Origin of the sequence: Actinoallomurus sp. CA-150999 (genome assembly GCF_050942425.1) — a bacterium.
Lineage (GTDB): Bacteria > Actinomycetota > Actinomycetes > Streptosporangiales > Streptosporangiaceae > Actinoallomurus.
Window position 1 is genome coordinate 3,641,748 of the sequence record NZ_CP192063.1, and the last position, 20,607, is coordinate 3,662,354.

The window sequence follows — 20,607 nt, forward strand, 5'->3', positions numbered from 1 at the left end:
TGGCACCTGCAACACCACCACCAGATCCGGCTCTCACGGGCGACGATCAGCCGCTACCTGATGCGCCATGGTCTGGTCACATCCGCGCCGAAGAAGCGCACCAGCGGGGTTGTCGTTGCCGGGCGATAATCAAGAGAACCGCTGCCCTTTGGAGAGTGCATGGGACGTCCGACGACGGAGGGGGCCGAGGCCTCTTCCCGCTTGGCATCCATCCTCGTGGTGGACATGGTGGCGTTCAGCCGGTTGAGCACGGTCGAGCAGTTGGCCCTCCGGTCTGGAATGTTCGAGGCCCTTCGCGAGGCGCTGGATTCCACAGGGATCCCCTTTGACGAGTGCTACAGGGAAGACCGCGGGGACGGCGTACTGGTGATCGCACCGGCACGGTTCAGGGGCGAGGTGCTTCTCGGACGACTGCCCGAAGAGCTTCAAGCCAGCATCAAGGGCTACAACTTTCGCGCTTCCTCACGGGCAAACCTGCAGCTGCGGGCGGCCGTGGGCAGAGGACAAGTGATACACGACCAGCACGGCGTGGTCGGAACACTCGTGAACTCGGTCTTCCGGATGGTGGACGCCGCGCCGGTCAAAACTGCGGCACGGAACCGCGGGGCAGATCTGGTGTTGGTCGCTTCCGATGCTCTTTTCCGCGAGGCGAAGGAGAGTATCGACGCTGGCGGCTTCGAGGAAGTCGCGGTCCGGGTGAAGGAGACCAACAGCACCGCGTGGATGCGCGTCTACGGAGGGCGGTCCGACGAAGTCGCCAGCAATGTGGTGACGGCTGGTGTCGTTCACGGTGACATCCATTTCTACACGCCAACGGTCAGTCCCCAGTTGCCCGTGCCGTTCCAACTGCCAGCCCCGACGCCTGACTTCGTGGGACGCGAGCGCGCTCTGGCCGACCTGGACGCGGCGCTCGCACGGGTGAAGGACGGGCAGCCGGTGACCGTGATGGTCGAGGGAATGGCCGGAGTCGGTAAGACGGCGCTGGCACTTCGGTGGGCCTACCAGGTGCGGGACCGGTTCCCTGATGGCCAGCTGTGGGCTGACCTTGGCGGTGCTGCGTCGGACTCTGAGGCCGTGGACTCCGCTGAGATCCTTGCAGACTTTCTGATGGCCTTGGGCGCCCCGAGAGAGAGGATCCCCGAGGGTCTCGACGCACGGGCTCGGCTGTATCGCACGATGTTGCATCGCAAGCGCGTGCTGGTCATTCTCGATAACGCCCACAGCGACGCGCAGGTCCGTGCACTGATTCCGGGAGAATCGTCGTCGGTCACCATCGTGACCACCCGAAACCGACTGCGCGGGTTGGTCGTGTGGAGCGGGGCCCAGGTGATGCGGCTGGGCCAACTCAGCCTCGATGAGGGTGTGGCGTTGCTGGAGTCGATCCTGGGGCGGCGTCGGGTGGAGGCCGATCCCGATGCCGCAGCGGCGCTCGTACACCAGTGCGGACATCTGCCGCTGGCGCTCCGCATTGCCGCCGCCAACCTGCAGCTCTATCCGGGCGACCGGATCTCCGACGCCGTTCGCGAGCTTGTAGAGGCCGGGGAGGCCGGCGACCGTGGTGACACGGTACGAGCCGCCTTCGGAGTCTCGTACCGCAGTCTTGACGACGATGTTCGCCGGGCCTTCCGATTGCTCAGCCTTGTCGAGGGACTCGACTTCACACGTGAAGCCACCGCCGCGTTGCTGGGAACCGGAGTCGAGGAGTCGGAGCGGCTGCTGGACGACCTGGTCAAATCCAACCTCATCGAGTCGGTCAACCCTGGGCACTTTCGGATGCACCCGCTCCTGTTGGACTACGCCAAAGACCAGGTGCAAAGCGAGGAGGACGAGGCGACGCGGCGTGCGGCCGTCAACCGGTATGTGGAGTCCGTCCGCCGGGAGGCCATGCCGGAGGCGTTCGTCACCCGGGACTTCTGGACCACGGACGACCGGCTCGCTTACCGCCCGTACGCGGATGCGATCACCGCCTTCATCCGGCACGCCGACACCCACCCGCCGCTGACGATCGGTGTCAAGGCCCCGTGGGGCGCGGGCAAGACCTCGCTGATGAGGATGGTCCAACAGAGCCTTGATCCTGGGGCCGATACAAATCCGATCAAGATCCGGCTCACCCCAGAGTCGCAGCGCATGGTCGGGATCTTCCGGCGGGGCAGGCGAAAGGGAGCCGCAGAGGCGTCCGAGACGCGGGTGACCAACCGCGAAGTGCTCGAGCAGGCGGCTACCACGGCCGATGACGAGCCATCATCCGAAAAACGGCGGCCGGCAACGCGGCGGGCCGAAGCGGACGGGCGGGTCTCGACCGCTCTGCGGGCCGAGCCGGCACCAAACGAACGGATCTTCGAGCGGCAATGGCGGCCCACCGTCTGGTTCAACCCGTGGATCTACCAGAACGGCGAGCAGGTCTGGGCCGGCCTGGCGCACGAGATCATCACGCAGGTCAGCTCCCGAATGGCCATCGGCGATCGAGAGCGATTCTGGCTGCGGCTCAATCTCCGCCGCGTGGATCGTGAGGCCGTGCGCCGCAGGTGCCACCGCGTGCTGTTCGAGCGGCTTCGCCCTCTGCTTGTCGCGTGGGCGATCGGTGTGGCGGTCGCGGTGTGCGGGCTGCTTCTGGCGCCGATCCTGCCGACCGGCGAGGATGTGATGCGGTTCGTGTCCGGGAGCGTGCTCGGCGGGGGCACTCTCGTGATCGTCGGCATGGTCGCCAGTCGCGTGATCGGATTCCTGCGGGGCGCGGTGGCGGGGCCGACGGCCAAGCTCGTTAAGGAGCCCGATCTACTGGGCGGTGGCCACCGGCTGCTGTCGGCTCAGCTCAACGGTTCGTTCGACAAGCTCGTCCCCGATCCCGGTTATGCGTCCAAGCTAGGTTTCCTGCATTTGGTCCAGACGGACATGAAGCGGGTGCTCGACCTGGTAGCCAGTCCGCAGCGCCCGCTGGTCGTCTTCGTCGACGACCTGGATCGCTGCTCTCCGGGCACGGTCGCCCAGGTCATCGAGGCCATCAACCTCTTCCTTGCGGGCGAGTTCCCCAACTGCGTCTTCGTGCTCGGGATGGAGCCCGGAGCCGTGGCCGCCCATGTCGAGGTCGCCTACAAGGACCTGTCCAGCGCGCATCAGCAAGGTCGGCTTCCCGGCGACTGGTCCACGCTCGGCTGGCGGTTCCTGGAGAAGATCGTCCAACTGTCAGTCAGCCTCCCGCCTCCCCGCGAGGACGTGGAGCTTCCGCACTTTGTACGTACGCTGCTGAAACTCGGCGCCAAGGGCTCTTCGCCACCCAGGATCGCCGCAGGGTCAGGCTTCGCACCGTCCGGGACGGTCAACAACCCGCCAGCCACGGATATACGTTCCGGCGCGGGACGGACGGCCGACGAGCCGGCCAGCACCGAGCCGACCGGAACCGGTGTCGAGCACATGGCGACATCGGACACGGACGTTGACAATCGCGGAGCCCGCCCCCGAACACCGTCGCGTTCAGAGGACGGGCCAACTCTGACGAGCGCGGACCGCGCGCGGCTGGGCCAGGCGATACGCGATCGGGCACCGACTCCCAGTACGTTGCGGGAAGCCGCCATCGAGGCGCAACGTCAGGTCATCGGTGTGGGTGAGCCGCTGCTGCCAGCCACACTCTCCACCGCCGAGGAGATCTTCGCCGAGCTCTACAGCGATGCGGCCGCGCACGAGGCGATCACTTCTGCACTATCGGTCCTCGCCACACGGAACCCCCGTGAGATCAAGCGATTCATCAACCTCTTCCGCTTCTACACCTTCATCAACCAGCTTCGCCGCCTGCACGGAGAACCGGCGGCCTCCGGCGAGCAGGTGGCGAAGCTTGCCGCGTTCGCGATCCGCTGGCCTCACCTAATCGCCCTGCTGGGCAACGCTGACCCGGCGCATCGTCCGCACCCGTTGGCCGAGTTGGAAAGCAGCGCTCGCAAACAGGACCAGATGGACTGGACCGCGACATTGCGCCGCCTGCTGCCGACCATCGTCCCTACCAACCCCGCCCCCTCCTGGTGCCATGACCTCCAGGCCTTCCTCGTCACCGGCCCCGAAATCGGTGAGGTGGCCGCCCCACTGCTGTGACCGTCGGGTACGGCCCGACGGGGCGTGAGCGCCTACCGGCTAACACGAAGCTCGGCCGTAGCTATCGCGTCTCGACCGCCGACCTGCATCATGCTCTGAACATCGATAGCGATGACGCTCACTGCGTCAGCGCTCCTCAAGATCTTTTGCGGCCGGATCGTGCCCCATAGAGACGTTCAATCCCACGGACAAATAATCAAGGGCCGGTCTCCGCTGAGCGGAAACTGGCCCTCGACCTTGCTTTTTATGTCGGGACGGCGGGATTTGAACCCACGACCCCTTGACCCCCAGCCACGAATAGCGTTCAAATTCGTTCCAGCTCGTGGCGATTCTCCACGGTATATTCCCAGGTAGATGACGTGATCGCCGTGTTCGCTGGTGCTTCTCTGTATCCCTCTAGAGCGTCTCGTCCGCGGACAAATCACGGACGGATCGCACTGGGGAGATCATCGCTGTGGGGTACGCGAAGAAGCGCAAGAGCAAGGACGGCAAGTTCCGCTACACGGCCTGCTACTTGGACGCGAGCGGCCGGCTGCGATCCGCGGGCACCTTCTCGAACAAGAAGGATGCCGACAAGGCGTGGCAGCGGGCCGAGGTGAAGCTGTCCGAGGGGCGGGTCGGTGACCCGGCGCGAGGCCGTCAGCGGTTCAAGCGGTACGTCGAGGAGACGTGGCTGCCCAACCACGAGATGGAGGCCAGCACCCGGGAGAGCTACACCTACTGCATCGACAAGCGCATCGTTCCCGAGTTCGGCGCCATGCGGATGATGGACATCCTTCCCGAGCATGTACGCGCCTGGATCGCCAAACTCAAAGGGCAGGGCGTCACGCCGGTGACGATCCGCTACTACAAGATCATCCTGAGCGCGATCTTCACGACCGCCTTCGACGATCAGGTGACGTTTCTCAATCCGTGCCGGGGCGTCCGGACGCCGCCGGTGGCGCGTAAACCGTTGCAGATCGTCACGCCTGAGCAGTTCGACGAGATCTATCACGCGCTCCCGAGCGACGCTTTCCGGCTGCTGGCCGAGACCGAGATCGAAAGCGGCCTGCGCTGGGGCGAGCTGACCGAGCTACGCGTCAAGGATCTGAACACTCGCACGAGGCTCCTTACGGTCAGCCGCGCCGTCGTGGAGCTCAACCCCAAATTCCATCCTGAGGGCAAGCGTTTCCTGGTCAAGGACTACCCGAAGAACAGGAAGTAGCGGCGGTTCAAGCTCAGCGCCCAGATCACCGACAAGCTCGCCGAACACATCAGGACCCACCGCCTCGGGCTTGATGACCTGCTGTTCGGCATGGGGCCGCAGGACACGCCGAACACACGGCTGCGTGTGGTGCCCGACCCGGAAGCTCTCGGCTGGACCGATCCGAACAGAAAAGGCGGCCGATACAAGCACGGCACCCTGTCCGCGTACACCGCGGGGAAGTGCCGGTGCGAGTACTGCCGCGCCGCGTTCGCGATTTACCGTGCTGAGCGGCGCGGTGCCGGCAAGGACAACCCCCGAACACCGCGCGTACGCGACAGTGATGGGCACATCTCTCGCGACTGGTTTCGTCGCCAGATCTGGAAGCGCGCGGTCAAGGCGGCCCGCCTGGACTTCATGCCCACCATGCGGGACCTACGCCACGCGCACGCCTCGTGGCTGCTGGCTGGCGGCGCCGACCTGCAGGTGGTGAAAGAACGACTCGGGCACGGCTCCATCGCCACCACCGAGCGGTACCTGCACACCCTTCCCGACGCGGATGAGACCGCGCTGGACGCTCTCGCCAAGACGCGCCGCCGCGCCACTTCGTAGCCGCACCACGAGCATCCGGGACACCTCGGGATGAGTGAAGCCACCGACAACAACGAACCGTCCACCAGCCTCGGATACAGCCCGGGGCACCGCATCGACGGCGCCGACCGTGCGATCCGGGTCTCCACGGTGGCCGTCGTGGTCGGCGTAGCCGGGGTCGCTGCGTTCGTGTCATGTCGCCACGCTTACGAACTCGTCACCACACACGGAGAAGACGGCACGACCGCAGCCGTGATGCCGCTGACCGTCGACGGCCTCATCTTCGCGGCCAGTATGACCATGCTGGATGCGGCCCGACGTGGGCACCGCTCACCAGCCCTTGCCCGGTGGACGCTCGGGCTCGGCATCACCGCCAGCGTCCTCGCCAACGTTGCACATGGGCTTACCCATGGCGTCGTCGGCGCGGTCATCGTCGGGTGGCCCGCCCTCGCGCTCGTGCTTGTCTATGAGTTGTTGATGACAATCGTGCGTGGCGAACGCGGAACACGGACCGAAGCGGCGGAAAGCGCTGCACCTGAAACCGAGCAAGCCGTACCCGCCGTATCCGAGGTACCGGATCCGCTCAAGGTACAAGCCCGCCAGGTCTTCGCCGCAGACCTCGGGCTGGCCGCTGCCCCAGCATCCGTGCTATCCGCTCTGAATTGAAAATCGGTCAGCCTCGCGCCCAGCAGGTGCAGGCGTATCTGACCGCTGGTCGAGAGTAGGACTCCCACCTCCGAGCAAGGCGACGACAGGCTCTCCCCGGATCGGCGTATCGGCCGTCGGGTGACTGCACCGGGCGTCCGTGAGCTCTGGCTCCTGATCGGTCGGTACCGCGTTCTCTCGGGAGGTCTGGTCTGTGGTGTGACGTTGCGCTGATTCTGGAGAGCGCCCGTCTCGCCTGGGGGCCAGTTTTCACGTGTCGCCGACGCACCCGCGCGACCGGGCATTGAGCGACAGAAGATCAGCCCAAACTATGACAAACCGCAAGTTTTCAAAGATGCGGTATGGACCGCCAGGTAACACACCCCCAGAATCAGAAGTCATGGATTCGAGCCTCCTTGCAGCGTTGATCGCTGCGATGGCCACTGCTGCCGGATGGATCGTCAATAGTGCACTGGGAAGCCGGGCCGAGCTGCGGCGGAGACGGGCCGAGGCACGGCTCACACATGTAGAACAGCAGCTGGAGCAACTCTACGGACCGCTTCTGTTCTTGGTGAAGGAGGGGCGGTCAGCGTGGGAGGATTTCTGCGACACACTCGGGCGCAACGTCGTGCTCCTGAATGGCAAGCCGCTCAGCGAGGAGGAGAAGGCTCTCTGGCTGTTCTGGGTCGACCATGAGTTCATGCCACGTAATGAGGCGATCCAGAGTCTCTTGTCGTCGAAGACGCATCTCATTGCGGGCGACCAGATGCCAGACTCATTCATGGAATTCATCGAGCACCACAACGCCTGGCGCGTGACGCATCTGCGATGGAAGGAGGATGGGGTGCCATATTCATGGCACTCCAAGGTGAACTGGCCGATGAAGTTCGAGACGGACGTGATCGAATCCTATGAACGGCTCAAGAATTTGCAAATCCAGATGGCGGGCTTGGTGAGAGGCATGGAGACCTGACTGCTACGACACCGTCCTGGTCTCATCGGTCGGCCCGTACTTCGCGCAGGCCCGTGCCCCGGATGGCGTCGGCGGTCATAAGTCCCGACAGGCGACATCCGGCCAGCGTATATTTAGCCGTCAATCGCCACATGAAGCTATTTCGTCAAGGATCGGCTCGACCTAGCACTGAGTGTTGCCCGATCTGCTCACGGTCCTGCCGTGCCTGCTCTGTCGCTAGCAATTGCGTTATTGTACTAGTCATCTGCCCTCCGGTCACGTTCACGCTTTTACGGGCAGCTTCGTAGAAATGGTCCCGTGCTTCGTTGGCATTCCTCACGGCGGCTATCCAGTCATCTGACCCGGCATCATTGGGTCGACTTCTAACGAACTCTGCTTCAATCTTTACCACGTCATGCCAGCGCAGAGCAGCGTATGCAGTCGGTTGGTCTGCTAGAAGTAGCATCGTCTCCCATGCTTCGGCCCGATGGGCTTCCGCCTGCGCGATCATTTCGAGTCCAGCTTCGCGATTGATCGGCTCGGCCAGGTTGTGGACGAGAGAGGGCTCGACCATCGCCAAGACGGTCATGTGGATCTTCTTGATTGCCTTGGCATACTCAACGTAGGCGTCAATACGTCGCTCATCCCACCGAATTGCTTGGCTGCGTCTCCAGTGGGTTCTTTCGACCCACCCAGTGGCAATAACGCCGATCACTACACCGATGAGCGCTGGTATCGCACTGAGGAAGCTGCTCATGGCTCTAGGCTCTCAGGTGCGCGCTAGATGTTTCAAGGGTCAGTTTCGGACCGTCAACGATACAGGTGCGAACAGTCAGGAATTTGTGAAGGGCAGAATGCATGGTGGCTGCATCCGTATTAAGCGTCGGTGCCCAGGTGGCAGTCCGGCTTCGGCGCCCTGGTGACGGTGTTTGCCAGGGAGACAGAGTAGGGTGGGGTGGGGTGGATGTTATGCGGCAGGCGGCTTGCTCGACAGTGAGCCCTCCGCGTGCTCCCACGTTGAGCGCGACAAATCGACCGCCACACGATAGAACAGCATCCGAAGCCCTTGGTCCGGTCGGTGATCTTTGGCTAGAAGTTGATCTACCAGAGGCTTCGCCATGTCCAGGCGTAGACGGCCAACTCGCGATCAAGTGATCAAGACGCCTCCGATCGAGGCTGAAAAAGCTCACTGTCGATCCGATTGCGCCTTTCAACGGAGCAGGATCCGAACTATTTCTTCTCTGTCTTCCTTTGGAAGCGCTGCAAATGTGGAGATGATGTGGCGGGTGGCCATGGCTGGCGGGATCGCTTTGGCGTAGGTGTCGCGAAGGAGAACTGCGCAGGCAGGCAAGGGGTCCGGGCCTGGTGGCAGGTCTGAGTCGCCTATCTCGACCAGCGCGTCGCGGGTAACGGTCACGAGGTCTGCAGCGGATTGCGCTTGTGCCTTGGCGGCGTGGATGGCGAACGCGAGGAGTCGAGCGGCGATGTCGACGGCGCCTGCAGGTCCACCCGGGTTGGCTGCGGCGGCGCCTCTCACAGCGAGATACAGCCAGGACGGAACGGCCATCGGCTGGTGGGATCGAACCTGAACGATCAGCTTGCCGAATAGGCTTGCAGCGCGGGGTGCGTTGGCCCAAGCGGCGGGGCGGCTAAGGGCAACAGCAACGCTGCGAGGGGCCCAGCCTTCGTCTTCGGCGAGTTCAAGCAGTCGCTGCTCGTTGAAGGGCATGTCACTGACACGCGTCTTGATCAGTGTTCGGATGGCGTTCTCGTATTGTTCGGCTGTGATGGTGCGGTGGTGGGCCAGGTGGTCGAGGACTGCGGGCGTCGAGGTCGCTCGTAGGCCGCTCTCACGGACGATTGCTCGCAGAATCGGATCGTCGCTCCATACTGCGATCTTTCGGTCGATGGCGAGATCGACAATGGAGGCCCAGGCGATCAGAGCTGGAGCATCGAGGTCGTCGAACAATCGGGTAGCAGGTCGGGGGTAGCGGGCAAGCGCTTCGATGGCTGTGAGCAGGGACTCCGCCTCTTCGGCAAGGCGGTCGGCTTCAGCTTGGGGTATTGCGTCGAATCGTCCAACGTCGCGTCCTTCGTCATAGGCCCAGGTGTCGGTGCTACGCAGGGCCAAGCTGTCCTTACCAGCCAAGGCGTCGCGCAGGGCGTCGTCAGTGGTAACCACCCGAGCGAAGATGCCTATAGCGGTCTGTCGTACATCGAGGGGGAGGGTGAGCAGGACGGCGACTGCAGCGGTGTCAATTACGACGTCTTCATCCGCATCCGTGCGCGCAGTTTCCGCGCAGGCGGCAATCTCAGCAGGATCGGAGTAGCGGGCTGGAATGACAGCACCACTGCGGCGAATCAGGATCTCGGCGTAACTTCGTCCGGTGGCTGCGGCGAGCAGGCTCAGCGGCAGTTTACCGAGGATGAGCCCGCGGGCCAGGTGGTGGCGGTGGAGTTGTTCCTCGTGGCTGGGGCGCACCATGTCGCTCATCTCGACGAGGAGTTGCGCCATGTCCGCTGTTCGCAGCCGTCGCAGGTGGGGGCTAGCGGGCCAGCGATCGAAGAACCGTTCCATCTCTAGGCGGGCATCGGCTCGCAGGTCGTCGGGAAGTTCGCCACGCGCGGTGTTGGGGATCATTAGGTTAGTGACGACGAATGCGCTGAACTGCTCCGAGTCGCCAAACCGGCGTAGCAGCCGTAGGCAGCCAGCCACGGTCTCCTCCAGCCGGCCATATCGGCGGTAGAGCTGGATCCAGCGTTGTGCGTCGGCAACGTCGGGTGGTTCGAGCGGTTGAGGCGCAGTTGATAGCACGCGCCATGCGGTGCCGAGGTCACCGCGATGGATTAGGACACGGATCAGCGCCCAACGTGTGCCGGTGTGGTCGGGTTCGATCCGCATTGCCGTTTGCAGCAGTTCACACGCACGTTCGTAACGGCGATCGTTGTACGCCAGTTGTGCGGCCAGCCGCAGCGCATCCGAGCGTCCATTCCAGTCCGGAGCGGTCGAGGCGAGCAGCGCCTCCAGTTCGCGCTCGGCGTCGCTAGCGCGGCCGGCTCGGGTCAGCGCTTCGGCTGCGCCGTAACGCAGCGACGGGTCGTGGAAATCCTCGGCAGCGTCGCGGAGCGTACGGACCTGATCATCAACGTTCCCGACCGCCTGGTATGCCTGCGCGAGGTGGAGCGCGGCGGTCACCGAAGCGCGCCGTAGTGCCCGTAGGCGGGTAATCGCCGCTCCGGGTTTGCCTGCTGCCAGTTCGGACAAGGCACGGATCTCGACCGCCGCCTCGGGGTGGCGCGCCTGGAATTCCTCGAACCGAGGGAGCTCCTCAGCCCCTGATCCGGCCAGGCCAACCAACGCCTGCGCCAGGTGTTCGTCGTTGTCGCCGGCCAACTCGATTGCTCGCTGCCAATGGGGTCCCGGGTCTAGGCCATCGGCTTCGGCCAGGAGGGCCTCCAAACGCGCCCGTGCCGCCTGATCTGTGACGTGACGGGCGCGATCACGGGCCAGATCCAGATTGCCCAGTTGCATGGCTGCCATGGCGACGTACTCATGCACCAGAGGCGAGGCGGCCTCGTCCGCGGTCGCGCCGTCATCGCTAACGGTTCCCAATGTGATGGCGTCGCCCGGGTCCATCGTCAAGACCGCTACTTGGCAGGCCAGCTCCGCTGCTTCTGCGCTATTGCCCCGAAAAGCTCGTTGTTCATTGCGGGCTCGCAGGGCCAAGTCGCCGGCCTCCCTCAAATCGGCATCCCAGTTCGGCGATTCACCACGTCGGGCGCGGATGACCAAAAGCCGGGCGCGGATGATCGCAAAGCCAGCAGACCAATGCTGGCGCAGCACCTCAGCCAACACTTGGAGGCTGCGGTCGAGCGTGGGGCGGGTAAGGATCTCGCCGCCCTCGGTGATCGCTAGCCGTAGTCGTAGCCCACCGCTTAGGAGGTGGTTCAGCATGTCGTCAGGCGACCATCCGGCAAGTTCGCGGGACGCAGTTTCAGTATCCGCTGCCAGCAGAGCAGCGACGGCGCGGGCGTACGGTTCGGTGTCCGTGGCGGCCCGCCCAAGAGCGTCGAGTGCCTCTGACCGGCCTACTGTGTAATCATTTTCGTCGTAGAGAATCGCGGCACGGGCCAACCAGAAACCGCGCCGAGACGCGCCCTGCGCCGCTGCAGCCATAAACAGGTCCGCTGCCAAGCGGACTGCGCCGTACCCAGCGGCAAGTTCTGCCGCAGCCACCTGGACCTGCCATGCCGCCTGGACCAGCCACGTAGGCCAATGCTGTTCCCACTCCGCCACGACAGCGGTCGGACGGACATCCATGCTGGTTAGCGCCGTGACCAATCGCCACGTCTGGGTTGGCTCGTCGCGCCACGCAGCGAGGATCCGCGGGGCACAAACAGGTGGGAGCTGTGCGAGCCGTTCATGCAACGCCTGTTCATTAGCAGGGTCAGTCGCCGACGATACCGACTGCTCCTGTGGCCACAGTTTAGCGACGGCGCGGTCGATATCGGCCAACCGAAGATTCCTGTGCCCGTCCCGCACCTGACGGGCAACCCAATCCGCCCCGGCTGCGATGGCCTCCTCGTCGTTGCGTAGGCCGATATCACGCATCTGAGAAGCCACCGCTTCGTGAAGACGCAGAGGAGTAAGAGCGGTATCAAACCGGAGCACGGAGAGCATGTCCAGCAGTTCGGCCTCGGTCAGGTTGACTGCGGCGGCCCAACGAGCCCTGGCTTTGCCTCGCGCGGAGCGAGGTCCCCCCCAACGCGGCATGGGGCATGAGAAAAGACGTCCGCGTGTCACACTTCGATGTCAGAGGATCTTCTGGATCTAGCGCACGAGTGGTAACAAGCGCCAAGTCGGCCGTCGCGCCGTCTGCTGTCAGTCTTCGCCACTCCGCTGCGATCTTGGCCAAAATCGAGGGACCGCCAGCACGACTCGGAGCAAGCAAATAATCCGTACCCACCAATGTCGTGGCGTCAACCGCATATTTTACCTGCGAGTAGCTGTGGGGGGGCTCCGTCCTGTACAGCACGACGTCGTCAAGGTTCCCGGCGTCATCAACCTCCACCCCCACTCCGATTACAGGATTTGGCTCCTGCTGGGCACGGTCCTGTAGAGCACCGACACAACCCCTCCATGCCACGAGCCACTGATACATATCACCGGCCACGCGAACGCCGGTCCTGCTCGGTGCTGGTAGCGGATCCATGCACATATTCTCCGACACAATGACCGGCTCAGCGGGGTGTTGTCCCATCCGGGCCAACATCCCGCAGCCCTGCCCGGATTTTGCTCACCCCGTGCTCGTGATCGTGCGGAATTGCTCACCCATGCTCGGAACTCGCTGCCTGCCAGCTGCTGCGCTGAAGGATCCGCAGGATCATGAGCACTCGCAGGCTCATGACCTGCGGCGTTGTTGGGCGTGGCAACGCTGTCTCGCCAGTTTCGGGTGATCATGAGCAGTTCGTCTGCTGGCCCCGCGGCTTGTTCCTGTCGGAAGGTCATCTTGCCGCTCGATCCTGCCGCCGGTGGGTAAGAATGATCAACATGGCGGCCCCGGCGGTGTCCCAGATAGCGCGGTGAGGCTGGCTGTTGGGAGCCAGCCCGGTTACTTGTTCCGTTAGCTGGTAGTGGCCGAGGCGAAGTGGACGTCACCGGCACTCCTCACCCCCAAGGCACTACCGCAACTTCGCGAGGACGTGCCTCTGGTCGGGTCCACCCGGGCCCTTGACGCTCTTCCCGCTATGAGCCAGGGTCATGTGGTGATGCGCACATGCGTGCACAGTCCCCACACCGGAGGCCCTCCATGCGGCTAAGTTTCGTGGGTATCACCCCGAGCACTCCTGACAACAACTGTCCGGCCGTGTTCGTGGACGAGGACACCGGAGACATCTGGTTCCAGGGCGAGCAGGTCCGAGACGCGGCGGCGCTGGAAGAGGTGAACGGGCATAGCCCCGTCGGCGCGAACGAGGCGGTAGTGAAGCTCCCGCCGATCATGAAGGCGATCATCCTGGAGGCGGTCAATGGCACCTACGAGCACGGCAGGAGAGGGCCCGGACAGCACCCGGCGCGTACCTGACGAGCGCGTCCCGTTCGAGGACGTGCTGAAGGGCTGCCAGCACTCGGCCGTCCACCTGGAGATGCGCGACGCCTACACCCCGGTCGACCCGTGGTACCAGGCGTGGCTGACCGGCGATACGGAGGAGTTCGAGCGCCGGCTGACGCGGCCGTGGCTGGACCTCATCCGAGAGGTGACGGCTAAGGGCGTCCAGGTTCGCCGTGCCCGGATCGTTTCCGAACCGGTCAGTGACTACATCCGGTTCGAGCATGCGACCACCGCGTCGAACGTGGCGGCAGGCGAACAGGTGCGCTGGCTGCCTCGCCGGAACGCGTCGGAGCTGTGCCTGCCGGGCAACGACTTCTGGGTATTCGATGGTGAGTGGGTGCAGTTCAACCACTTCACCGGCGATGGCGCGGTGGCCGGCCCGGAGAACCGTGGCGACACGGCCGTGGTTGAGTTGTGCGCTGCGGCGTTCGATGCCGTGTGGGAACGGGCCATCCCACACGAGGAGTATCGGCTCAAGTAGACCGCGCCAGTCGCTCATCCCGTGCCTACATCACCGTCGTCGTCAGCGCAGGCCGCTCGACAACTGCTCGCCGATCAGCTCCGCGAACTCCGCGTCGATGCGGGACTGACCGGTCCTGCGCTGGCGAAGGCGGCGGGGTGGCATCACGCCAAGGTCTACCGGATCGAGAACGCCCGTACGCCGCCCTCGGCTGACGACATCCGCACGTGGTGCCGCATCACCGACGCCAACGGTCGCGCCGACGATCTCATCGCCTCGCTGCGGGCCGCCGAAGGCATGTGGGTCGAGTGGCGCCGGATGGAGCGCTCTGGCCTCAAACGTGCTCAGCAGGCACGGCTGCCGCTGTATGAGCGGACTCGGCAGTTTCGTGCCTACTCGTGCTGGACAGTGCCCGGCCTCATCCAGTCGGAGGGCTACACCCGTGCCGTGCTGCGCGCTGTGCAACAGCAGCGAGAGCTGCACGACGATGTGGAGGAAGCCGTCGCCGTGCGCATGGAGCGGCAACGCGTCCTCAGCCGAGGCGGACGGATGTTCGCTTTCTTGGTGGAAGAGTCGGTGCTCCGTAATGGGATGGGTGGACGCGAGGTCATGGCGGCCCAGCTTGCGCACTTGGCCGAGGTCTCCTCCATGCCATCGGTGTCGCTCGGCGTCGTGCCGGCCGGTCCGTATCGTGAGGTGGCCCGCCCGGTCGAAGACTTCTGGATCTTCGACTCTGCCCAGGTCAACGTCGAACTGGTCTCTGGCTACCTGACCGTTACCGGACCGAGCGAAATCGCGATGTACGCCCGGACCTTTGCTCGACTTGCCGAGATCGCCGTCTACGGCCGGACGGCTCGCGACCTCATCTCCAAAGCTCACGACGAGCTCTAGCCACGACAGTGTGCACATCGGTGCACATTCATGGACCCGACAGCCTTCCGCTTCCTACCGTCCTGACCATGGACGTGACGAGCTTTCAAGGACAGCACGACACTCCCCAGCCGCGTTCGGATCCACCGGTCTTCTACGAGTGGGTCATCGAGGACGACAGTTGTTCGGGCATCTCACTCGACGCCGTCCGAGCCAAGGTGGCCCTGGCACAGACGCTGCTGGAGGCCGGTGCAGGCTGCGGCTACATGCGGCCGGTCGCGCTTCGGCGCGACGGTGACGACTGGGCATACGCGCGGTTCGAGATCGCCTGCTGGGCCACCTGTTCGAACGGCGCGGTGACATGGCAGCCCTCGTAGACCGGCCAGCGCTGGCAACGCCGGCCCAGCACGCGCCCGTGATTCATGAGTGGCTGGTAGAAGACGTCAGGCAATCCGGCACCTGTCAGACGGGGCATGCGGCCATGTACGCCTTGTCGCAGGCACTCTTCCACCTCGGCGGCGGGTTCGGCGTGGTACGTCCGCTCGAATGGCTCCACCTCGGTCAGCTCGGCGAGCGCTACCTCCTCTGTAATCCGCTGTACCGGGCGAAGTGCGAGCACGGGGTGATCTGGTGGTGCTGAAGGTGCCCCACGTCCCGCTTGACGATCGGCCAGTTGCGAAACCACCAACCTCATCCAAAGGCGTCCGCATCATGAGTGATGGCATCGTTTCTCTGGCAACCGAGATCGACGTCACCCAGCCATCGGTCGCCCGGGTCTATGACTACTGGCTCGGGGGTAAAGACAACTTCGCCGGCGACCGGATGCTGGCCGAAGAAGTCATCCGCCGGTTCCCCCAGATCCGCGCCGTCGTACGGGAAAACCGCGCCTTTCTCCAGCGGGTGGTGCGCTACTTGGTCGACGACTGTGGCATCCGGCAGTTCATCGACATCGGCACCGGCCTGCCGACGCAGGAAAACGTCCACCAGGTGGCGCAGCGATGCAATCCGGCCGTGCGGGTGGTGTATGTCGACAACGACCCGATCGTGCTGACTCACGCCGAGGCGCTGCTGGCGACCAACGGCCACACCACAGTGATCGAGGGCGACGTACGCGAGCCGGCCATCATCCTTGATCGGGCGATGGGCAGCGGCCTAATCGACCTCGCCGAACCCGCCGCGGTGCTCATGATCGCGCTACTGCACTTCGTGACTGACGAAGACGACCCGCAGGGCATCGTCAACACCTTCGCCGATGCCGTGGCGCCTGGGAGCTATCTGGCGATTTCGCACGCGCAGTGGCGGGCGGACGCCGCCGATGCTGCCCAACTGTACGACCGCGCCAGCGCACCCATGGTCTTGCGGCACGCCGCAGCGATCGAGCGACTGTTCGGCCGCTTTGACGTCGTTTCGCCCGGCGTGGTGAACATCCCGGCCTGGCGGCCCTGCCGGGCAAGCACGACCGGCGACCAGACCGCCTTGCCGGCCGTGGGCGGCGTCGGACGCCTGGGCTGAACTCCCTGCCGCTACGAAGAATGAACCTGGTAATGCACCGGAACGCTGACGGCATCACGCCCACGCGTTGGGATTGGATCGCGGTGGCTTGTGGGCTGGCGAGCGGCGAGTGGCTGCGCCCCGGCGAGGCCGCGCACCTGGCCCGTACGGACACTGCCACGTTGCGGCATTGGGCCGAACGCGGCCTGATCAGCGCCACCCAGGACGCCGCACACGGCCATCACCGGTACCTCAAGGCCGAAATCGAAGAGATCGCCGAGCGCACGGACTACGTATCGCGGCCGAGCATGAAGCTGCTCTGCCAACTGCTGAGCGACGCACTACCGACCTGATCAGGGGAACGACCCGTGATTCGCGAAATCGCACACGTCCGCCATATACGCATGCTGTACCTACAGCTCCTCTACCACTGCAACTTCGCCTGCCAGCACTGCTTTCACGGAGAACTACTCAAGGCCGAAGACAGCTACAGCGAGCAGGAAGTCGGCGCCATGCTCCGCTACTTCCGCACCAACTACGGGCTCGCCGCCGTCACCCTCCTTGGCGGCGAACCCCTGCTGCACCCAGGGATCGTCGAGGTCTGCCGTGAGGCCAAGGCGCTGGGTCTGGCGGTCGAGATTTGCACCAACGGCCACTTCGGCTTCCAGCACCAGGTCGAGAAGCTAGCCCCATACCTCGACAAGCTGCGGATCTCGCTGGAAGGACTCCAGCCGGCCAACGACCGCATCCGCCACCCCGGCAGCTTCGTCGCGGCGATGCGGACGATCGAGGCGGCACACCGACTCGACATCCCGCTCGGCGCGACGATGACCGTCACGGCCACCAATCTTCACGACGTCGTCCCACTCGCCCGGCTCCTGGAGCAACGAGGCGTCCAGGAACTCAAACTGCACTGCCTCCGACCGGTCGGCAACGCCACCCAACATCCAGAACTCTTCATCACGGATACCGCGCGCTACACCGCGTTGCATGAAGCGATCCGCCACGCCAACCTCGGTATCGAACTGCGCTACGACGCTGACCTCGCGCCGCATCCGCACTCTGACGCCTGCGCCACCAACGGCAATCGCGCCGGCCAGGACCTCGACCGTATTGAGGCCGACCCGCGCGGCGGCCTCACCATGTCCTGCAAAGCGGTCGGCCGCCACGCCCACGCCTTCCGCTGGGACAGCAGCCAGGAGACCGTCGTCTACGAACCGCACGCCCACGATGAACTGATCCAGCACATCCCCGACGTGGTGTACCGATCGACGTGACGAAGCCGTTGTTCATTGCCATCGAGGGCCTAAGCTGCACCGGCAAGAGCACCGCAGCGCACGGACTGAGTACGGCACTCGGCGCCGCCTTACTGCCGACCGTGCCAGAGGAGTACGGGCTGCTCCGGCAGCGTCTCCATCGGCCCGAAGAACTGGACGCCCGCTTCCTGCTCTTCATGTCCGCCATCAGCCTGGCCAGCCTCGACATCGGGCGTCACGTCCATGCCGGCCGGTCCGTCGTGGTCGAGAGCTATGTCGCCCGGACGGTGGCCTTCCACCGCGGCATGGGAGCCTCGGCACGAATCGTCTTGCCGGAGCTGCTACGGCCGGACGTCACCTTCGAGCTGACCTGCGAGGCGGCCGAGCGTTGCTGGCGATGGCAGCAGCGCGGTGGCCACCGCCACTCCTGGGATCTACAAGCGGAGAGATGCGAGGCGGCCATCCTGCGCGAATATCGACACTTTGCCATGCATCGTATCGACACCACGCATCTATCACCGCCCGAGGTAGTAGCGGCGATCTCGTGCCACCCACTGGATGGGAGTTGTAGCTGTGAAAACACGCAGCCTTTGGCAGGACACCAAAACCTTCTTCCCGCTCTTCTCCGCAGAGCTAGAGAGACGCCGAGTCAAAACCGTCTGCGTAGTCGGTGCCTCGGACGGTAAATTCGTCATACCACTGGCCGAACACGGCTACCGCGTGCTGGCAATCGAACGTGACCCCCAGGCCGTGCACGGCGGGCCGGTCACGCTGCCAGGACACGTACCTGGCGACATGCTGGGGCTTCGGCGGCGACTCGACATCGAGAGGGTGGCTGCGAACGTCGACATCATCGAAGCGGACCTGCTGGAACAGGACGTGTTGCCAACCTGCGACGCCGTATGGACAAGCTGCTCATGGCACTACTCGGTCAACCACCGCCGACCACTCGCAGACTTCATCGGACGCCTGCACGCCTTGTGCGCGCCAACCGGCATCCTCGGCGCCGAGTACATGATGCCGGTACGGACCCGCCATACCACGATCGAGCACTACCTGGAGAAGGGCGAAATCCGGCGTTATTTCGAGAGATGGCGTTTGCTCTGGGAGGCCTACACGCCAACCTTCGTAGAGGATCCTCATGTGGAAAAACTCAAGCCACATATACATCGCATGGGCTTCGTTGTCGCCGAGCGAGCATGAAGCTCGGGCTGCGACTAAGGCTTATGAGTGAGAGCTAGTAACTGCCCAAACGGAAGGCAGACAATGGAAACCTATCGATTCCTGGCGCGAGACCTCGAGGCTCTCAAGACCCGGATCGCGCGATACGAGGAGCAGTGGCGGGAAGCGCTGAGCGGTATCCACGACTCGACCACGCAATCCAGTGAAACCTGGCACGACAATCCGCAGTTCGACGAAGTGCAGCAACGCGCCAAGATGCTCAAAACCGAACGCGACAAGTTGGCCGCCATCCTGCACAACAGTGAACTCGTGACGCCAGCGGCGCCAAACGGCCGCGTGGACGTCGGCAGCGTGGTGCAAGTTCGCTACGCGAAGACCGGCCGTGAGGAGCAGTTCGTCATCGGCAGCTACATGGTGCTTGACGATGACGACGACAGCCGGATCTCCTATGCCGCGCCGTTGGCGAAGCTGCTCCTAGGACATCGGAAGGGAGATGCGGTCGCAGGGAAAATTGGTGCGAAGAAGATCGAGATGGAAGTTCTTGGGGTGGGGCAGTTAGAGGAGAGTAGGTAAGTAGGACGGTGACGCCGCGCAGCGGCGAATCGCCTGATGATACGCCGATGTCGCCCCCTCGCAGCAGGATCTTTCGATCCGTGAGGTCGGCGGCCATCTCTTGGGGGATCGCCGGCGGGGTGGTCGAATACGTGGGCCGCCACGCACCAGGAGGTTCAGGCGATGGCTACGGCGGAATCTCGTGCTGTTTCGCGTAATCCGTGAACGGCTGTGCGACGGTGAGCCGCTTCCACGCGACGTACGGCGCAGGACCGAGGTCTTCGAGCAACTCGCGGCAGAGTCGGACGCTGTGCTCGGCAAACTCCATCCGGACCACCGACACGTCGTCGAACAACCGCGGTGTCATCCACATCAGCTATCAACCTGGGTGTACGAGGCTGACTCCAAGAACAAGCACGTTTCGGTCATGACTGGACCGACCATGAAGTCGGCCAGGGGCCAAGCTGTGCCAGGCCAGATGTGGCCTTAGCCCGCGAAATCGCAGAAGGGGGCATTGTTGCCCGCCTTATCCTGTCAAGCTAGAGATATACGTTAGACCCGGCCTACAACGTCGCAACCTGGAGGTGGTGCGAGCATGGATGAATCGCCGTCGACGAATCGGACATGTGGACACGCGACAAAGTCCGGCAAGCCATGCAAGCAAGTCCTCTATGGTCACGACGTAGCCTGCAAGCTTCATGCCACTAAACACGACCATGCCTTGGCCGCTGCTCGTAAAGAAGGCTGGGAGGACGGGTTCGCCCGCGGTAGCGAGCTAGGTGCTGGGGCTGCACGAATCGAACGGCAGGAGCTGGAGCGACTTCGGGAGAAGGTCAAAGATCTAGAGCGACGGCTTGAAGACGCATCCCGCTACTACGAGATCGACGGAGATCAGGTCGTCGAGGTCGAGGGTTACGGCTATCGGTGGAGTGGGGCGGATCAGTTGAAGGTCGGCGACCGTGTACTACTACCCGAAAACTATGTCAGCGTTCTCAAGCGTGGACGGGGGCCGATCGAGGGTACGGTGACCAAGCTCGGTTCGACCTATCGAGGTGGCGACCTATCCCGCATCATCCGACGGATCCATTCGTAACCGCGACCCAAGAGCCGGCGGAATCTCCGCCTTCCTCATCTTGGCCTGTTAGGAGACAATAGAGTAGCCATAAGGACCGGCGTTTCCCATTCCTGATACCTTGTCTCCCGCGCGAGCTTCCCCCATCAGGCTGAGTTTA

At 64.0% G+C, this 20,607-nt stretch carries 20 protein-coding genes; 16 read left to right on the top strand and 4 right to left on the bottom strand.

What is annotated here, in order from left to right; translation table 11 throughout:
• Nucleotides 1-159 precede the first annotated feature (159 nt).
• The 5 genes from ACQP2O_RS17260 to ACQP2O_RS17280 all read left to right on the top strand — a co-directional run bounded on the left by ACQP2O_RS17260 (nt 160) and on the right by ACQP2O_RS17280 (nt 7,475).
• A complete protein-coding gene (locus tag ACQP2O_RS17260) occupies nt 160-4,083 on the top strand; it encodes a P-loop NTPase fold protein (protein ID WP_433185624.1) in 3,924 nt (1,307 codons plus the stop codon).
• Nucleotides 4,084-4,537: 454 nt separating this feature from the next.
• Nucleotides 4,538-5,287, top strand: coding sequence for a tyrosine-type recombinase/integrase (locus ACQP2O_RS17265; RefSeq protein ID WP_433185627.1), 750 nt, complete (start codon nt 4,538-4,540; stop codon nt 5,285-5,287).
• 90 nt (nt 5,288-5,377) lie between these two features.
• Nucleotides 5,378-5,878 carry a tyrosine-type recombinase/integrase gene (locus tag ACQP2O_RS17270; protein WP_433185630.1) on the top strand — a complete coding sequence of 167 codons (501 nt, stop codon included), beginning with the start codon at nt 5,378-5,380 and terminating at the stop codon, nt 5,876-5,878.
• Nucleotides 5,879-5,908: 30 nt separating this feature from the next.
• Nucleotides 5,909-6,523 carry a DUF2637 domain-containing protein gene (locus ACQP2O_RS17275; protein WP_433185633.1) on the top strand — a complete coding sequence of 205 codons (615 nt, stop codon included), beginning with the start codon at nt 5,909-5,911 and terminating at the stop codon, nt 6,521-6,523.
• A 379-nt stretch (nt 6,524-6,902) separates the two neighbouring features.
• Nucleotides 6,903-7,475, top strand: a complete 573-nt coding sequence (locus ACQP2O_RS17280; RefSeq protein ID WP_433185636.1) for a hypothetical protein — start codon at nt 6,903-6,905, stop codon at nt 7,473-7,475.
• 145 nt (nt 7,476-7,620) lie between these two features.
• Here the strand turns inward: ACQP2O_RS17280 and ACQP2O_RS17285 are convergent, their stop codons facing one another.
• Both ACQP2O_RS17285 and ACQP2O_RS17290 read right to left on the bottom strand, forming a co-directional pair.
• Complete coding sequence (locus ACQP2O_RS17285) at nt 7,621-8,211, bottom strand: hypothetical protein (RefSeq protein WP_433185638.1); 591 nt, start codon at nt 8,209-8,211, stop codon at nt 7,621-7,623.
• 453 nt (nt 8,212-8,664) lie between these two features.
• Nucleotides 8,665-12,066, bottom strand: coding sequence for a PIN domain-containing protein (locus ACQP2O_RS17290; RefSeq protein ID WP_433185641.1), 3,402 nt, complete (start codon nt 12,064-12,066; stop codon nt 8,665-8,667).
• Between the two features lie 1,198 nt (nt 12,067-13,264).
• Here ACQP2O_RS17290 and ACQP2O_RS17295 point away from each other — a divergent pair.
• The 8 genes from ACQP2O_RS17295 to ACQP2O_RS17330 all read left to right on the top strand — a co-directional run bounded on the left by ACQP2O_RS17295 (nt 13,265) and on the right by ACQP2O_RS17330 (nt 17,662).
• Nucleotides 13,265-13,537, top strand: coding sequence for a hypothetical protein (locus tag ACQP2O_RS17295; RefSeq protein ID WP_433185643.1), 273 nt, complete (start codon nt 13,265-13,267; stop codon nt 13,535-13,537).
• On the top strand, nt 13,482-14,045 hold the full coding sequence (locus tag ACQP2O_RS17300) for a DUF6879 family protein (protein ID WP_433185646.1): 564 nt from the start codon (nt 13,482-13,484) through the stop codon (nt 14,043-14,045). Before ACQP2O_RS17295 ends, ACQP2O_RS17300 begins: the two co-directional genes overlap by 56 nt.
• Nucleotides 14,046-14,066: 21 nt before the next feature.
• On the top strand, nt 14,067-14,915 hold the full coding sequence (locus tag ACQP2O_RS17305; protein WP_433185649.1) for a helix-turn-helix domain-containing protein: 849 nt from the start codon (nt 14,067-14,069) through the stop codon (nt 14,913-14,915).
• Nucleotides 14,916-14,983: 68 nt separating this feature from the next.
• Nucleotides 14,984-15,271, top strand: a complete 288-nt coding sequence (locus tag ACQP2O_RS17310; protein WP_433185652.1) for a hypothetical protein — start codon at nt 14,984-14,986, stop codon at nt 15,269-15,271.
• Nucleotides 15,272-15,375: 104 nt separating this feature from the next.
• Nucleotides 15,376-15,534 (top strand): hypothetical protein, encoded by a 159-nt coding sequence (locus ACQP2O_RS17315; RefSeq protein WP_433185654.1) that lies wholly within the window; start codon nt 15,376-15,378, stop codon nt 15,532-15,534.
• A 71-nt stretch (nt 15,535-15,605) separates the two neighbouring features.
• Nucleotides 15,606-16,406 (top strand): SAM-dependent methyltransferase, encoded by an 801-nt coding sequence (locus tag ACQP2O_RS17320; RefSeq protein WP_433185657.1) that lies wholly within the window; start codon nt 15,606-15,608, stop codon nt 16,404-16,406.
• A 32-nt stretch (nt 16,407-16,438) separates the two neighbouring features.
• Entirely contained in the window at nt 16,439-16,738 is a 300-nt protein-coding gene (locus ACQP2O_RS17325) for a MerR family transcriptional regulator (protein ID WP_433185660.1), read from the top strand.
• Nucleotides 16,739-16,753: 15 nt separating this feature from the next.
• Nucleotides 16,754-17,662: a radical SAM protein gene (locus tag ACQP2O_RS17330; protein ID WP_433185663.1), complete on the top strand. Its 909-nt coding sequence runs from the start codon at nt 16,754-16,756 to the stop codon at nt 17,660-17,662.
• 89 nt (nt 17,663-17,751) lie between these two features.
• Here ACQP2O_RS17330 and ACQP2O_RS17335 read toward each other — a convergent pair whose 3' ends face one another.
• Nucleotides 17,752-17,886, bottom strand: coding sequence for a hypothetical protein (locus ACQP2O_RS17335; RefSeq protein WP_433185666.1), 135 nt, complete (start codon nt 17,884-17,886; stop codon nt 17,752-17,754).
• Between the two features lie 328 nt (nt 17,887-18,214).
• On the opposite strand from ACQP2O_RS17335, the gene ACQP2O_RS17340 reads away from it, so the two are divergent.
• Nucleotides 18,215-18,844, top strand: a complete 630-nt coding sequence (locus ACQP2O_RS17340; RefSeq protein ID WP_433185669.1) for a class I SAM-dependent methyltransferase — start codon at nt 18,215-18,217, stop codon at nt 18,842-18,844.
• A gap of 63 nt (nt 18,845-18,907) precedes the next feature.
• Complete coding sequence (locus ACQP2O_RS17345) at nt 18,908-19,396, top strand: GreA/GreB family elongation factor (protein ID WP_433185672.1); 489 nt, start codon at nt 18,908-18,910, stop codon at nt 19,394-19,396.
• Between the two features lie 166 nt (nt 19,397-19,562).
• Here ACQP2O_RS17345 and ACQP2O_RS17350 read toward each other — a convergent pair whose 3' ends face one another.
• Complete coding sequence (locus ACQP2O_RS17350) at nt 19,563-19,730, bottom strand: hypothetical protein (RefSeq protein WP_433185675.1); 168 nt, start codon at nt 19,728-19,730, stop codon at nt 19,563-19,565.
• 240 nt (nt 19,731-19,970) lie between these two features.
• Between ACQP2O_RS17350 and ACQP2O_RS17355 the strand changes: the two genes are divergently transcribed.
• Entirely contained in the window at nt 19,971-20,468 is a 498-nt protein-coding gene (locus tag ACQP2O_RS17355; protein ID WP_433185678.1) for a hypothetical protein, read from the top strand.
• The last annotated feature ends 139 nt before the right edge of the window (nt 20,469-20,607 follow it).